The organism is Amycolatopsis sp. PS_44_ISF1, assembly GCF_032335455.1.
Lineage (GTDB): Bacteria > Actinomycetota > Actinomycetes > Mycobacteriales > Pseudonocardiaceae > Amycolatopsis.
This window is the reverse complement of record NZ_JANUXO010000002.1, coordinates 1,187,174-1,201,996: the sequence shown is the minus strand read 5'-3', so window position 1 is coordinate 1,201,996 and position 14,823 is coordinate 1,187,174. Positions and strand designations below refer to the sequence as shown.

12 protein-coding genes are annotated in these 14,823 nt (G+C 74.9%); 8 read left to right on the top strand and 4 right to left on the bottom strand.

The annotated features are described in order from the left end of the window. Positions 1 to 125 precede the first annotated feature (125 nt). Positions 126 to 2,894: a BTAD domain-containing putative transcriptional regulator gene (locus NYF13_RS19800; RefSeq protein ID WP_315658712.1), complete on the top strand. Its 2,769-nt coding sequence runs from the start codon at positions 126 to 128 to the stop codon at positions 2,892 to 2,894. Positions 2,895 to 2,935: 41 nt separating this feature from the next. Here NYF13_RS19800 and NYF13_RS19795 read toward each other — a convergent pair whose 3' ends face one another. Both NYF13_RS19795 and NYF13_RS19790 read right to left on the bottom strand, forming a co-directional pair. After that, positions 2,936 to 4,093 (bottom strand): lytic transglycosylase domain-containing protein, encoded by a 1,158-nt coding sequence (locus NYF13_RS19795; RefSeq protein ID WP_315658711.1) that lies wholly within the window; start codon positions 4,091 to 4,093, stop codon positions 2,936 to 2,938. Between the two features lie 149 nt (positions 4,094 to 4,242). Then, the gene (locus NYF13_RS19790) at positions 4,243 to 4,866 is read right to left on the bottom strand and encodes a response regulator transcription factor (protein ID WP_315658710.1); all 624 of its coding nucleotides are present in this window, start codon (positions 4,864 to 4,866) and stop codon (positions 4,243 to 4,245) included. A gap of 211 nt (positions 4,867 to 5,077) precedes the next feature. Here NYF13_RS19790 and NYF13_RS19785 point away from each other — a divergent pair, with 211 nt between their 5' ends. The 3 genes from NYF13_RS19785 to NYF13_RS19775 all read left to right on the top strand — a co-directional run bounded on the left by NYF13_RS19785 (position 5,078) and on the right by NYF13_RS19775 (position 7,507). Continuing rightward, positions 5,078 to 5,809, top strand: coding sequence for a hypothetical protein (locus NYF13_RS19785; RefSeq protein WP_315658708.1), 732 nt, complete (start codon positions 5,078 to 5,080; stop codon positions 5,807 to 5,809). A 5-nt stretch (positions 5,810 to 5,814) separates the two neighbouring features. Continuing rightward, positions 5,815 to 6,333 (top strand): hypothetical protein, encoded by a 519-nt coding sequence (locus NYF13_RS19780; RefSeq protein ID WP_315658707.1) that lies wholly within the window; start codon positions 5,815 to 5,817, stop codon positions 6,331 to 6,333. Between the two features lie 142 nt (positions 6,334 to 6,475). Continuing rightward, complete coding sequence (locus NYF13_RS19775; protein WP_315658706.1) at positions 6,476 to 7,507, top strand: hypothetical protein; 1,032 nt, start codon at positions 6,476 to 6,478, stop codon at positions 7,505 to 7,507. Between the two features lie 311 nt (positions 7,508 to 7,818). Here NYF13_RS19775 and NYF13_RS19770 read toward each other — a convergent pair whose 3' ends face one another. Together NYF13_RS19770 and NYF13_RS19765 are read right to left on the bottom strand one after the other, a co-directional pair. Further along, positions 7,819 to 11,064, bottom strand: a complete 3,246-nt coding sequence (locus NYF13_RS19770; protein ID WP_315658704.1) for a hypothetical protein — start codon at positions 11,062 to 11,064, stop codon at positions 7,819 to 7,821. 18 nt (positions 11,065 to 11,082) lie between these two features. Further along, the gene (locus NYF13_RS19765; protein WP_315658703.1) at positions 11,083 to 11,772 is read right to left on the bottom strand and encodes a Pvc16 family protein; all 690 of its coding nucleotides are present in this window, start codon (positions 11,770 to 11,772) and stop codon (positions 11,083 to 11,085) included. Between the two features lie 129 nt (positions 11,773 to 11,901). Between NYF13_RS19765 and NYF13_RS19760 the strand changes: the two genes are divergently transcribed. The 4 genes from NYF13_RS19760 to NYF13_RS19745 are packed head-to-tail and all read left to right on the top strand — an operon-like array spanning position 11,902 to position 14,529. Further along, positions 11,902 to 13,434 carry a phage tail sheath subtilisin-like domain-containing protein gene (locus tag NYF13_RS19760; protein ID WP_315658702.1) on the top strand — a complete coding sequence of 511 codons (1,533 nt, stop codon included), beginning with the start codon at positions 11,902 to 11,904 and terminating at the stop codon, positions 13,432 to 13,434. 32 nt (positions 13,435 to 13,466) lie between these two features. Then, positions 13,467 to 13,967: a phage tail protein gene (locus NYF13_RS19755; RefSeq protein WP_315658700.1), complete on the top strand. Its 501-nt coding sequence runs from the start codon at positions 13,467 to 13,469 to the stop codon at positions 13,965 to 13,967. A 5-nt stretch (positions 13,968 to 13,972) separates the two neighbouring features. Next, entirely contained in the window at positions 13,973 to 14,353 is a 381-nt protein-coding gene (locus NYF13_RS19750) for a phage tail assembly protein (protein ID WP_315658698.1), read from the top strand. After that, entirely contained in the window at positions 14,350 to 14,529 is a 180-nt protein-coding gene (locus NYF13_RS19745) for a DUF6760 family protein (RefSeq protein ID WP_315658697.1), read from the top strand. Before NYF13_RS19750 ends, NYF13_RS19745 begins: the two co-directional genes overlap by 4 nt. The last annotated feature ends 294 nt before the right edge of the window (positions 14,530 to 14,823 follow it).

Sequence of the window (14,823 nt, the reverse complement as noted above, 5' to 3'; positions counted from 1 at the left end):
GGCGGCCGGAAAGTGCGTAGGCCGTTCCGTACTTTCCTGGTCGTGGCGGGCGGGGCGGTGACGTTGACTCCGCGGCAGGCGTGCTCGTCCCGGTCCCGGTGAAATGCGAGGAGGTGCCGCACCTCATGTCCTGCCCCCACGGCCGGAGACCCGGCGCCGAGGACGGCCGGGCGCGGCGGACCGGTCTGCTGCCCCGCGAAGACCTGGTGGCGAAGGCGCGGCTGGTCGCCGCGGCCCCGGTCGGCCTGGTGATCGGCCCGGCGGGCTCGGGGAAGTCGGTACTGCTCCGCCGGCTCGCCGCGCGGGCCGCCCCGGGGCACCGCGTGGTGAGCTGCGGGCTCGGCCCGGGGGTGACGACCGAGACGGCGCTGGCCACCCGGCTCGCGCGGGCCCTCGGCTTCGCCGCGCCCGTGGGCCTGGACGGGCTGCTCGGCAAACTGTCCGAAGTGGACGCCGCGCACCTGGTGGTCCACCTCGACGACGCGCACCACCTCGTCGGCACGCCCGGCGACGCGGCGCTGGCCCGGATTCTGGCCGAGGCGCCCCCCGGGCTGCGGTTCGTGGTGGCCGGGCGCGACGACCGGGTGGCCGGGATCGGCGGCACGGTCCCGAGCATCGGCTACGAAGACCTGCGGCTGCGGCCCGAGGAGGTGGCCGAGCTGTTCACCGGCGTCTACGAGGTGCCGCTGCCGCCGGGAGAGGCGGCCCGGCTGTGCGCGCGGGTCGAGGGGCTGGCCGCGGCGGTGCGGCTGCTGCACCTGGACACGGTGCTGCTCCCGGAGCGGGACCGGGCGGAGGTCTTCGCGGCCCCCTTGGCGCGCTCGCCCCGGCTGGCGGAGTTCCTGACGCGGGAGGTGCTGGACCCGCTGCCCGCGCCGTTGCGGGAGTTCATGGTCGCGGTGGCCCCGCTCGGTGTGCTCGACGGGCCGCTGTGCGACGCGCTGCTCGACCGGACCGGCGGCGGGCAGGCCCTCGCCGAGCTGTCCGCCCGGCAGGCGCTGACCTTCCGCGTCCCGGACGGGAGCGGTGCGCACCGCTTCCACGTGCTCCTCCAGCAGCACCTCGAGCGCGGGCCGGCCGAGCGCGCGGGGGCGCAGCGGAGCCGGCGGGCCTCCCGGTCGGCGGCCCGGTACCTGGCCGGGGCCGGGCGGTGGGCGGAGGCGTACCGCGCGTACGCCCACGCCGGTGACTGGGTGGCCGCCGCGGCCGTGCTGCACCGGTTCGGGGCCCGGCCCGGGGGGATCCACGAGGCATCGGCGCTGCCCGCGCCTTTGCTCGGCGAAGACCCGTGGGTGGCGCTGGCCGACGCGCGCCGGTTGCGCGGCGAGGGACGGCTCGCCGATGCCCACCGGCGTTACGCGGACGCCGAGACGCTGCTCCCGGACCCCGCGCTGCGCTGGCAGTGCACCACCGAGCGCGACGGGGTGGCCGGCTGGCTCGGCCGCCCGGATCATCCCCTGGTGGACGGCATCCACCGGCACCTCGCCGACGCGCTCCGGAGCCATCCGGCCCGGCTGCTGAACCGGGCGGTACCCGTGCCGAGTCCCGGGTGGACCCTGGGCCGGGCGGTGGCCGCACTGCTCGACGGGCGGCCGGAGCGGGCCGCCGAGATCGCCGCACCGCTGGCCGGTGGCCCGGCGGACTTCGTGGCGCTGGCGAGCCGGATCCTCGTGACGGTGCTGGAGAGTGCCGGGCGGCCCCGCCGGGGTGACACCCGGTTCGCCGGCCTGGCCGCCGAGTGCGAAGGGGCCGGCTGGTTGTGGCTGGCGCGACTCGCCCGCGCCGCCGCCGCGCTCGTGGACGAAGGAAGCTGCGCGGACGCGGCGGCGGTGCTGGAAGAGTGCCGCGGCATCCGGGACGAGTGGGGCGCGTTGCTGGCGGGCGGCCTGCTCGCCGCCGGCCGGCTGCGGGCCGGGCTGGACGGGTCCGAGGCGCTGGCGGAAGCGGCGGACCGCGCGCGGGACCTCGGCGCGCTCGTGCCGGAAATGTGGATCCGGCTGGTGCTGGCCGGGGAAGCGGACCGCCGCGGCGATCTGCGGGCCGCCGCGGAGCAAACCGAGCCGCCCCGGCCGCCCGCCTCGACGGTGACCGACAGCGGGGCCGGACCGGGGGAGCGGCTCGTGGCCGCGCTCCGGAAGCCGATCCCGCGCCGGGCGCTGGCCGCGGTCGGCGAGCCCGCCGCCGAGCCGGTGGCGCCGGTGGTGGTGCGCTGCCTGGGCCGGTACACGCTGACCGTCGCCGGGACCGAGGTCGCGCTGGACGGCCTGCGGGCCCAGGCCCGCCAGGTGCTGAGGATGCTTTCGCTCCAGTACGGGCACCCGCTGCACGACGAGCGGCTGATGACCGCGATGTGGCCGGACAGCCCGGCGAACCGCGCCAAGCACCGCCTCCAGGTCGCGGTCTCCAGCCTGCGCTCGCTGCTGCGTGAGCACCTCCCGGCGGAGCACGGGATCGTGCGCCACGGCACCAGCTACCGGCTGCGGCTGCCCCCGGGGAGCCTGGTCGACGTGGTGGAGTTCGGCGAGGCCGTCCGCCGGTGGCGCACGGCCCGGCAGGCGGGCGACACCGCTTCGGCGCGGGCACTGGGCTACCGGGTGCTCGATCTCTACCGCGGGGAACTGCTGGTGGAGGAAGGACCGGCCGAGTGGGTCCTCGCCCGGCGCGAGGCGGTGCGCGGCGAGGCGGCCGGCGCGGCGGCGGCCCTGGCGGGCACGGCGCTCTCGCGCGGGGACACGGCCGAGGCGATCGAGGTGTGCGAACGTGGTGTGACCATCGACGAGCTGGACAACCGGCTGTGGTCCCTGCTGGCCGAGGCCAACGTGCGCGCGGGCAACCGGGCCGCCGCCGCGCGGGCCGAAGGCGCGTATCAGGCCCTCCTGGCCGACGGGGGCTGAGGGCGGCCGGGTCTGCTCTTTCCGCCGCCGGCCACGAAAAGTCAGGGGACCGGACCACCCGACGGCGGTGCGGTGCAGGCGGCGGAGGCCGGCGGGGTCCCCCCGAGCAGCCCGCCGAGCACGGTTCCCCACAGGTCGCCCAGGGCGTCGGTGACCCCGCACACCGGGTCCGGCACCGGGTTCACCGGGGCGACCGGGGGCCGGGACGGCGGGGGCGGCGGCGTGGGTGTGGGGGCCGGGGCGGGACCGGCCGGCGGCTGGGGACCGGACGACGGCGGGGCGGCCGGGGCGGGCGGAGCCGGGGTCCGGGAGGTGGGACCGGCCGCCGCAACGGCGGAGGGGCCCGGTACGGCCGGGGCGGACACGGCGGAATCGGGGCCCGGCAACGAGGTCAGGCCCGCGCTGTAGGCGTTCATCCAGGCCCGCACCAGGTTCAGGTAGCTGACGGAGTGGTTGTAGCTCAGGATGGCGGCGGTCAGCCCGCCGGGGGTGGCCAGGTCACGCCCGGCGCACAGGTAGCGGGCGGCGGCTAGGCCGGCGTCGTAGACGTTGTGGGGGCTGCTGATCGCGTCGCCGTTGCCGTCGGAGGCCCAGCGGGCCCAGGTGCCCGGGATGAACTGCAGCGGACCCACCGCCCGGTCCCAGACCGGGTCGCCGTCCCACCGGCCGCCGTCGGTGTCGGGGACGGCCGCGAACGCGCCGCCGTCGAGGACCGGGCCGAGGATCGGCCGCAGGGTGGTGCCCGCCGCGTCGACCTGCCCGCCGCGCGCCTGCCCGGACTCCACCTGGCCGATCGCCGCGAGCAGGGTCACCGGCAGGTGACAGCCGGGCTGGAGGCTCAGCGAACGCTGCTGCGCCGACCGGTAGGCGTCGAGCACCGTGGCCGGGATCCCGGTGCCCGGCGTGACCCGGACCCGCGGACCGTCGTCCGGCAGCGGCGGGATCGGCCCGGTGAACGAGGGCAGCCCGCCGGGCGGGAACGGCGCGGTGGGCGCCACGCCACCGTCGGCCGTCTCCGGGGGCGGGGGCGCGGCTTGCGCGGGCGGGACGAGCGGCGACGACCGGCCGACCGGCCCTTGCGCGCCGGGCGCGGCCGCCGCGGACAGCCCGATGAGCAGCGCGGCGGACAGCCCGATGACCCCGGCCGGCGAGGGCCGCCGGACGCGGCTCGCGTTCCTGGTGCTCGACGATGTGGTCAAACCGGTTCACCCTCTCGGCTGTCGTCCTGGCGAGCGCCGGGAACCCAGTAGAGCACCGGGTCCGGCCGGATCACCGGCCGCGGGCCCCGGACTGCCCGCGCGGGAACCCGATCCGGCCCGGCGGGGTTGCCCGCGCGGGGCGGGCCCGGTCAGATCAGGCCCTCCTGCAGGGCGAAGGCGACGGCGTGGGTGCGGTTGCGGAGGTGGAAGCGGCTGACCACGTCGTGCAGGGTGTTCTTGATGGTGCGCTCCGAATAGCACAGCTCGGCGGCGATCTCCTTGATCTCGTTGCCCTGGGCGATCAGGCGCAGCACGGTCGCCTCGCGTTCGGAGATGCCGGACAGGTGCAGTCCGCGGGGAGCGAGAACCTGGTTCTGCAGCCGGGAAACCTGCTCCAGCAGCCGACCGAGCAGCTTGGGGGAGAGCACCCCCTCCATCGCGGCGGCGTGCGTGATCGCGGTGGTGAGCCGTTCCGGGGTCGCCTCGGCCCTCGACACCACCCCGCAGACGCCGGCCTCCACCGCGGCGAGCAGGGCCGCGTCGTCGGGGGCCGACAGCACGGTGATGATCCGGGCCGCGCCTTCGCCGCGCAGGCCCCGGATCAGCTCGATGGCCGGCGGGCCGATCACGTCGGCGACCGCCACCACCACCTCCGGCCGGTCGCTCATCGCCGGCACGACGGTCAGCTCCGGCCGGGACCTCAGCTGGGTGATCACCCCCGTCTCGGAGATCGGGTCCAGCCCGCGGACGTGGACCGGGATTCGCTGCGGCATGGTCGGGCCTCCTGCACGGTCAAGGGCCGGGGTGAAGTCCTTCGAGGCCAGTCTTCGGTGGCCGCTCAACACCCGCTCAACAGGCCCCGCCGGGAAGGGGCGCCCGGGCCGGCGGGCAGCGCGCCGGCTGCCTCCGAGGGCAGCGGCGGGTGTCCTCGCCGCCACCTCCGCCGACCTCGTGCGCGACGCGGTGCCCGGTTAGGTTCGGGCCATGGACGACACGGCGGTCACAGCGGTGCTGGCGGTCCCGGCCGATCGGCTCGGGACGGAGATCGAGAAGTTCTTCGAGGTGCTCATCGAAGTGCAGACCAGCGGGCCGGGCCCTGATTCGCTGGACGGCCTGGTCGCCGTGGTGGGGGAACGGGAACCCTCGTTCGCCGCGGCGGCCGAAGAGTTCCGGGAGAACTTGCGGGCGGAGGGCATCGACGGTCACTGGGCCGACATCGCCCGGAGCCTGGTGGACGAGGGTGGTTCCGGGGCGCGGCTGGCCCGGCTGCGGGAGCAGTTCGACCGGGAACCGGACCGGGAACCGGACGCGGGGGACGCCACGGCGGTGGCCGAGCCGGACGGAGCGCCCGGGGACTGGGCCGGGTTCCAGGCCACGAACCGGGACTTCTGGCTGGGCTGGGACGGCACCGGCTGGGACCCGTGGCGGGCGGCGTTCGCCGAGGGCGCGGCCGGGGCCGGGGTGGGCGCGGAGCTGGAGCCGCACCTGGTGTGGCTGGACGGGCTCGACGCGGCCGACCGGATGACCTACGTGCGCGACACCCTCGGGTTCGCGATCGACGAGGACGCGCTCGCCGGGCTGAACGGCGACGGGCCGTCGCCGATCCCGGCCGGGCTCGCCGAGGAGATCTCCGCGTCGGTGCCCGGGTTCGAACAGCTCTCCGACGCGGAGATCGCCGCCGTCGTGGCCGAAGCCCTGCAGGAAGCGGAGGACTGAGCGAAATGACTGCCCCAGCCGGAGACCACGGTGTCATCGCCCGCAACCTCAGGGCGTTCCTGCGCGCGAACCGGGACGTGCTGCGCCGCCTCGGCCAGTGCCTGGCCGAGGCACCGGAGCCGGAGCCGGATCCGGAGGATTTCCGGGTGCACGTGGACATGAAGGGGATCGCCACCACCGACGACGAGGTGACCTCGCTGTACACCGACGGGTTCGGCGGCTGCATCGCCGTGGTCCTGCTCGGCCCGGGCCGCACCCGCACCCTCGCCCACATCTACTCCGGCCACTTCCCGAGCACCCTGGCGGCCTCGGCTCCGGCCTGGGACCGGCTCGGCGAATTGCGCGCCCTCGCCGCGGCGGCCGACGCCGCCCACGTCTACCACCAGCCCGGTTATTGGGAAGCGGGGGACGGGGGTTCGTGCGACGAGTTCTTGGTCTACTTCGGACTGGACCCGGCGCGCACGGCCCTGCACGGCGCCCCGGCCACGGTCGAGGTCGGGCCGCAGGGCGAGGTCACGCCCTGATCCCGGCGATCGCGGCCCCACCCCGGTTCGCCACGATCCCCGCGAACGACCGACGCCCACGACCGGGACAACTCCGGATCACGAAACAGCCCCGAGCCCGGGCGAACCGGTGTCCACAGCGGACTGGAAGGTGAGGAGACCGATGGACGACGCAGCCGTCGCGGCCCTGCTGGCGGTGCCCGCCGGCCTGCTCGGCGCGGACCGGGAGAAATTCCTCGACCTGGTCGTCGGCGCCTATCCCGGCGGCGACGGCCCCGAGCTCGACGGGTTCGTGGCCCAGGTGCGCGAGCGGGAACCGTCGTTCGGCCCGGCCGCCGAGGCGTTCGAGGAGAACCTGAGGGCCGGTGGTCTCGACCGGCACTGGCCCGACATCGCGCGCGCGTTCGTGGACGAGGGTGGCTCGGGGGCCCGGCTGGACCAGCTCCGGGAGGAACTGGCGGCGGAGACGGAGCCGGAAGTGGACCCAGCCGGGGATTCCGGTGGCTGGGCGGCGTTCTGTACGGAGAACCGGGGGTTTTGGCTGGGTTGGGATGGTACGGAGTGGGAGGCTTGGCGGGCGGCGTTTGCCGAGGGGGCGGCTGGGGCTGGGGTGGGTGTGGAGCTGGAGCCGCATTTGTTTTGGATGGACGGTCTCGATCCGGCCGGGCGGGTGGCGTACCTGCGGGACACCCTGGGGTTCATGGTCGGTGAAGCCGCGTCGACCGGGAGCACCGGTGGCTGGGCGGCGTTCTGTGTGGAGAACCGGGGGTTTTGGCTGGGTTGGGATGGTACGGAGTGGGCGGCTTGGCGGGCGGCGTTCGCCGAGGGGGCGGCTGGGGCTGGGGTGGGTGTGGAGCTGGAGCCGCATTTGTCCTGGATGGACGGTCTCGATCCGGCCGGGCGGGTGGCGTACCTGCGGGACACCCTGGGATTCACGGTCGGTGAAGCTGTTTTCACCGAAGCCACGCCATCGGACGACGCCCGCGCCCGGCCTTCCGAGGCGGAGATTTCGGCGGCGCTCGAAGCGGCGGAACTGGCGGTCCGCGCGCTCCCGCCGGAGCAGCAGGTGATCCCGCCCGAGATCGTCTCGGAGATGTTCGAGGAGTTCCCCCAGGCGGCGCTGATGGACCCGGCCGAGCTCGCCTCGGTGATGGCCGAGGCCGCCCGGCAGATCGCGGCGACCCCGGCCGGATAGGCCCGCGTCCCCCCACTGGGCGTTCATCCGCAACCCGGCGTCCTCCGGGCCATTGCGGGTAATCCGTGCTGAACGCGTGCCGGTATCGCCCGGCGACCTCCAGCAGCGAGTTCCGCTCCCGCAGGCCCATCGCGCGCCCGCACAGCTCGGCCGTGACCCGGGTCGGTCGTCAGACACCCACTGCGCCGGGCCGTATCTCCGCTCGGCGAGGTCGCCTTCAGCGGAAGCCATGGCGGGCAGGGTCACCGGCTTCGCGGTCCGCCGACGCGGCCTGACCCAGGGTTCCCCATCGTCCCGTCGCAGGTGGCGCCTCAGTCCCCGGGCCACCACCGCCGCAGCGGTGACTCCCCGGCCCGCCGCCGGTACGCGGCGCCGGCGAGGGCGACGCCACCGAGGACGAGCAGCCCACCGCCGATCAGCACCCCCGCGGCCAGGGGAACCCCGGTGTAGGCCAGTTTCCCCGGGTCCGAGGGGCCGCGACCGGTGGCCGCCTTCCCCACGGTGCCGCCGGGGCCGCCGGTGCCGCCGGTGCCGCCGGTGCCGATCGTCCCGCCCGTGCTCCCGGCGACGCTGCCGCCGGGTCCCACCCCGCCGGGGGCCCCGGCGACCGGGCGGCTCGCCGGGGCCGGGCCGGCGGTGAGCGTGACCGTCGCCGAGTCGGTCCCGGTCAGCGGCCGGCCGAGGTCGGTCCCGTTGACCCGGGGGGTGGCCGAGTAGGACGAGGTGTTCGTCAGCTCGGCCGGGGCGGTCGCGGTCGGGGTGACGGTGCAGGTGACCCCGTTGGCCGCGCCCACCCGCAGTCCGTCGCCGCCGAGGGTGAAGTCGCAGTCGTGCGCGCGGTCGTTGGTCACGGCCACGGTCAGCGGCACGTCCCCGGTGTTGCGGATGGTCACCGAGAAGGCGACGTTCTGGCCCGGCCCGGCCTCCTGGGGGTCGGCCGTGGTGCTGATCGCCAAGGCCGGGTTGACCACGGTGACCCGCAGCGCGGCGGTGGCCACCCGCATCGGCCGGTTCGCCTGGTCCGACGCCGAGGCCGTGGCCTGGTTGTCGAAGCTGCGGCCGGGTTCCGCCGTGCACTCGACCGTCGCGCTCTGGCCGGGCGCGAGCTGCGCGATCGGCGGCGGCGCGCAGCCGGGCAGGGTCGGGCTGGACACCGCGACGCCGGTCACCGGCCCGTCCTGGGCGGTGCCGGTGTGGCGCACGGTGAAGGTGATCTTCACCGGGTCGCCGCGCCGGACCAGCGGCTGGTCGGCCTGCTGGGTCAGCGTGATCAGCGGGGCCAGCACGGTCACGGTGACCGGCGGCGCGGCCCCGTCCACCGCGTCACCGTTGACGTCCTGGCCGCGCACGGCGGCCGTCAGCGTGAGCGGGCCGACGTCGGTGGGCCGCGCGTCACAGCTCACTTCCGCCGACTGGCCGGGCGCGAGCTGCGGGACCGCCGGCGCGCTGCACAGCTTCGGCACCGATGCGACCAGGTTCGTGAGCGTCTCCTCGGGCTGGTCGCCGTCGTTGTGCACGGCGAAAGTGAGGTGGACGGCGTCGCCGGGGTAGAGGCTGGTCTTGTCCACCGCGGTGGTGACGCTGACTGCCGGGTCGATGACGGTGGTGGTGACCGGCTGCCCGCGCACCGTGACCGTCCCCTCGGCCACGGTGCCGGTGATCGCGGCCGAGCTGGTGAAGCTCTGCGCGGGGGCGGTGGTGGTGCAGGTGAAGACCAGCGGGGTGCCGGGGGACAGGGTGCCGGCCGGTGCGGCGCAGTCCGGGGCCGCGGTGTCGCGGTAGACCAGGCCGGTCACGTCGCCGGTGGTGTTGTTGCCCAGCCGCACCGCGAAGCTCAGCTTGGCGCCCTGGCGGACCACGAGCCGGTCCGGCACCCGTTCGAGGGAGTAGTCCGCCGGGGTGACCTGGACCGTCGCGCTCGCGGTGGCCTGCACGGTGCTGCGCCGGCCGGTCGTGCCGATCAGGTAGGTCCCGGTGACCGTGGCGCCGGTGGTGAACGACGGCGCCACCCGGGCCGGCTGCACGCAGCGCACGTCGGCCGATTCGCCGGGGCCCAGCGAGGGCAGGGCGCGCGGCGCGCAGCGGATGCCCGGGTCCGCACCGGTGTCCTCGCCGCTGGTGAGCGCCAGGTCCAGATCGGTCAGCCGCAGCGCCCCGTCGTTGCGGACGCGCAGGTCGAACGCGGCCAGGTCGCCTTGGCCGACCGGCGTGGCCGGGCCGGCCATGGTCAGCGAGACCGCGGGCGCGACGGTCTCGGCGAGCACCAGGTTCTGGAGCACGACGAAGTCGTCGGCGCTGTCGATCCCGATCTTCACCGACCCGTCGGCGTTGTCGGCCAGCGTGGGCTTGACCGTCTTGGCGTCCACGCTGAGGTTGTCCGTGGTCCGCCCGGCCGGGTCGAGCGGGTCGATCGCGCCCGCGGCGCACGAGCGGAAGAAGTCGGTGGTGGTGCTCGGCTCCGCGCACGGCTCGGGCATCGGGGTGCCGTCGACGGTGAAGGTCTCCTGGCCCAGGCCGCGGTCGCCGTCGAACGCGGTCAGCCCGACCGCGACGTCCGCGGCCGAGCGGCGCGGGGAGACACCGGGCAGCACCACGCTGGTGCCGGTCAGCGAAGGCGTCAGTCCGGGCAGCGGCCCGGTCACCCCGTCCAGCACCGCCCCGGCCGGCGCGGGCAGGCCGCCGGGCAGCAGCGGTTCAAGTAGACCGGACAGGGCCGAGCTGCGCGGCAGGTCCTTCGAGTAGAGGTCGATCACCCGGGGCACGAGGTAGGGCGCGTGCGGCCGGCCGTAGTCGAACACCACCACGATCGACCAGCCCCCGGCGCAGCCCGGGCCGGACGGGGCCCACACGTTGCTCACCGAGAGCTCGAGCGGGGCCCCGGTCGGGGCGCCGGCGAACGCGGCGGTGACGTCGGAGAAGTCGGTGTAGATCCGGCCGCCCTCGGCCATTCCGTCGGTGGTGGTGAAGTTCGCCGGGTCGAGCCCGGCGGGCTGCGGCGGGCCGCCGGCGAGCGAGATCCGGGGCCGCTGCCGGTCGGGGCTCGCGGCGGCGGGCTGCGGCGGCGCCTCACCCGGCTGCCCGAGCGGCGGGAGGCAGTTGACGCCGGAGAAGCCCGGGACCTTGCCGGTGTGCCCGCCCCAGTTCAGCTGCGCGTACCGCACGGTGGCGCCGGCCGGGACGGTGATTTCGGCGCTGCTGGAGTTGAACGAGTCGGTGCGCCCGTCGTCGTGGGCCTGGTGCAGGTAGTAGCCGTTGTTGTCGGCGCTGTTGTCGTGCGGGGCGGGCTGCGGGCTTCCGGTGGCGGCCCGGCAGGTCGCCGGGGCGTTGTCCCCGGAGACCTCGCCCTCGGCCGGGCAGCGCAGCGAGCTGTTGCCGACCGTGATCACGTCGCCGTACACCGAATCGCGGTAGGTCGGCTGGATGACCGGGCTGACCGGGTCCGAGCCGCCCTGGGCCACCGGCTCGACGGCGCTCGGGCCGCCGGGCGGCTCGGGGGTGAACACCAGGGGCGCCACGGCCAGCAGCAGCAGGACCACGACGAGTGAGTACCGGAACACGGGCGGGCCCCTCTGCGGTCAGCGCTCGGTGATGGAGGTCCGGCGCCACCGGGGCCGGGGCTCGGACGGGAGCTCGCGCCCGGGGTCGTGGACCTCGAGCCCGGCGGTCTTCACCGGGGGCGCGGGCGGGCGCAGCCGCGACGGCCGGACCGGTGCGGTCACGGTCAGGTCGAGCGCGGTGCGCATCGGCACGCCCAGGGCCGGCCACAGCTCGTGGCCGCGGCCCCCCGGGGCCCAGCCCAGCCGGACCGGCAGCGACGTGCCGAGCTCGCGCAGGCAGCCGCGCAGGTGCTCCCCGCCGAGGGCGTCGGTCTCCGCGTGGGCGCCGATCACCGCGCCGAGCAGCTCGATCTCCTCCTCGGTGCCCGCCGCCCACGCCGTGACCAGGTAGGTCAGGTGGTAGTTGCGGGCCGGGGCGGCGGTGCCGGTGAGCCGGCCCTCGTCGTCGCGCACGCGCACCGGGGCCGCGGGGATGCCGTCGAGGTCCTCGGTGATGCCGTAGAGGAAGACGTTCACGATCCCGGCCCGCTGCGGCCGCCGCTGCATGCCCGCGAGCACGTGGGGCGGGTCGAACCCGATCACCGTGCCGGGCGACAGCTCGGCGGTCAGCCATTCGCGGAGGGAGGAAGCCAGGTCAGCCAGCACGTCCCGAGTCTCGACCGTGCCCCGGGGCCCGGTCAGCGCCGCCGCGGCCGGTCCCACGGCCATGCCGGACTGCCCCGGAGGGCAGCCGGAGGTGGTCCGCGACAGTGCGCGCCGGCCCCCTGGCAACGGTGCCCGCGGCTGCCAGCCTGAACGCAGCTGCTCATCTCGGAACCGCTCGGACTGGGAGACTCGATGGCGAATTATCTGGCACCAGGGGTGTATGTCGAGGAGGTGCCGTCGGGTTCGAGGCCCATCGAGGGCGTCGGCACCGCGGTCGCGGGCTTCGTGGGGTTCGCGGAGAAGGGACCGCTCTCCCAGCCGACGCTGATCACCAACTGGACGCAGTTCACCCGCACCTTCGGCGGTTTCGTCGAGGGCGTCTACCTCGCGCACTCGGTTTACGCGTTCTTCCTCAACGGCGGCGGCTCCGCCTACGTCCTGCGGCTGCCCGGCGAGGCCGGCGAGAGCTCGCCGCCCCCGATCGGCGAGGCGGTCATCCCGGCCGCGGCCGGCGGCGACGGGCGGCCGGCCTTCGCGGTCCGGGCCATCGCACCGGGTGCCGGCGAGGACCTGACCGTGGCGGTGGCCGAGGCCGGCGAGCCCGCGGACGGCAACTTCCGCCTCGACGTGCTGCGCAACGGGAAAGTCGAGGAGTCCTTCGACAACGTCACCGTGAAGCGCGGCCCGAACAACGTGGCCGCCGTGGTGGCCAAGCAGTCGAAGCTGATCACCCTCGAGCACGCGCGGGGCGAAACCCTGAGCGCGCCGCGGAAGGACACCACCACCGCGCTCGCCACCCGCGAGCCCGCGCCCGGGCCGGTGCTGGCCTCGGCCTACGTCGGCGACCCGATCGAGCGCACCGGCATCGGCGGTTTCGAGGCCATCGACGAGATCACCATGGTGCTGGCGCCGGACCTGATGTCGGCCTACCAGCGCGGGCAGATCGACGCCGACGGGGTCAAGGCCGTGCAGCTGGCGATGATCGCGCACTGCGAGCTGATGTCGGACCGGGTCGCCATCCTCGACCCGCCGCCCGGGCTCAACTCCCAGCAGATGCGGGACTGGCGCTCCGAGGTCGCGGGCTACGACTCGAAGTACGCGGCGCTGTACTGGCCCTGGGTGCAGACCCTCGACCCCGCTTCGGGCAGCGTCATCACGATCCCGCCCAGCGGCCAGATGGCCGGGATCTGGGGCCGCAGCGACGAGAACCGCGGCGTGCACAAGGCCCCGGCGAACGAGGTCGTGCGCGGGGTGGTCGGGCTCCAGACCGCGATCAGCCGGGCCGAGCAGGAGCTGCTCAACCCGCTGGGGGTCAACTGCATCCGGGCGTTCCCCGGGCAGGGCATCCGGGTCTGGGGCGCGCGGACCCTCTCCAGCGACCCGGAGTGGCGCTACATCAACGTGCGCCGGCTGTTCAACTTCGTGGAGGAGTCGATCCTGCAGGGCACCAGCTGGGTGGTCTTCGAGCCCAACGACGAGTACCTGTGGACCGCGGTGCGCCGGGTCGTCGGCTCGTTCCTGCAGCGGATCTGGCGCAGCGGCGCGCTGGCCGGCCGTTCGGCGGCCGAGGCGTACTACGTCAAGTGCGACGAGGAGAACAACCCGCCGGAGTCGCGGGACGCCGGGCACCTGTTCATCGAGATCGGCATCGCCCCGGTCAAGCCGGCCGAGTTCGTCGTGTTCCAGATCTCGCAGCTGCCCCAGGGCGCCGCGCTCGAAGAGTGACCACCCGTTCGCCGACTCACGAGGGACAAACCATGGCACCCACCGGACAGCGCTCCCAGACCGCCGATCTCGACACCACCAACACCCTGGTCAGCGCCGCGCGGTTCGTCATCCAGTTCGACGGGAACACCACCAGCAACGGGATCGCCTTCTCCGAGCTCTCGGGCATCACCTCGGAGGTCGAGGTGACCGAGTACTTGTCCAGCAACTCGATGGGCGTCTCCCTGTCCAAGGTGTACGGACGGACCAAGCCCGCCACGGTCACGCTCAAGCGCGGCGTGGACCAGGACCAGACGCTGTGGGTCTGGCACCAGCAGGTGCTGCGCGGCGACCCGACCGGCCGCAAGAGCTGCTCGCTGCTGCTGCTCGACTCGACCGGCGCGGTGAAGCAGACCTACCACCTGCTCAACGCGTGGCCGTCCAAACTGGACGTCGGCAACTTCAAGGCCGGCGGCAGCGACGCGGCGGTCGCGACGGTCACGCTCGTGTGCGAGCAGATCGACCTGGAGAACGGCGCGGGCGGCAACCGGTGACCGCCGTGGCCGAGCATCCCGCCCTGCGCACCGAATACCCGTTCGCGCTGCCCCGCGGGTACGTCGACGAGCAGGGCCACCTCCACCGCGACGGCCTGCTGCGCCTGGCCACCGCGAAGGACGAGCTGGTCGCGCAGGCCGAGCCGCTGGTGCGGCAGAACCCCGCGTACCTGTCGGTGTACCTGATCACGCAGACGGTGACCCGGCTGGGCACGCTGGCGGGGGTGGACCGGTTCGTCGTCGAGCACCTGTTCGCCTCGGACCTGGCCTTCCTGCAGGACCTGTACCGCCGGGTCAACCAGCAGGGCCACACCGAGGCCGAGGTGGCCTGCCCGGAGTGCGAGCACCGGTTCCTGGTCGACGTCGCGGGTGCGGCGCCGTCGTGACGGGATCGGCGGGGCCGGCGCTGAGCCGGCCGGTGGACCGCTTGTGGGAGGAGATCGTGTACATCGCCTACCACCTGCACTGGTCGTTCGAGTCGATCCTGGACCTCGACCACGCCACGCGGGCCCGGGTGATCGCGGAGATCGGGGCGCTCGACGCCCGCGTCTACGGGGACTGAGGTCTCCCGTCGGAGGAGGGAGGCCGTGATGGCCCGCTGGCCGTGGCGTGCTCGCCGCCCGGAGTCTGCCGTGGACGGTAAAATGTCTATTGTGGATTATTTGCATGCATCGTCCACAGTGGATTCCGAGGGGCCGGGGGTGCGGTACCGTCCGGCCTGGCGTTCGGTGGCGCGGCTGCGGCCCACTCTGGCCACCCGGGCGCCGTTGACCGTCACCGGCGACCCGATCGGCGTGCTCCACCGGCTTGTCCTGCTCCCGGAGCCGGCGGAGGTGGCCGGGCCTTCGGGGCGGGT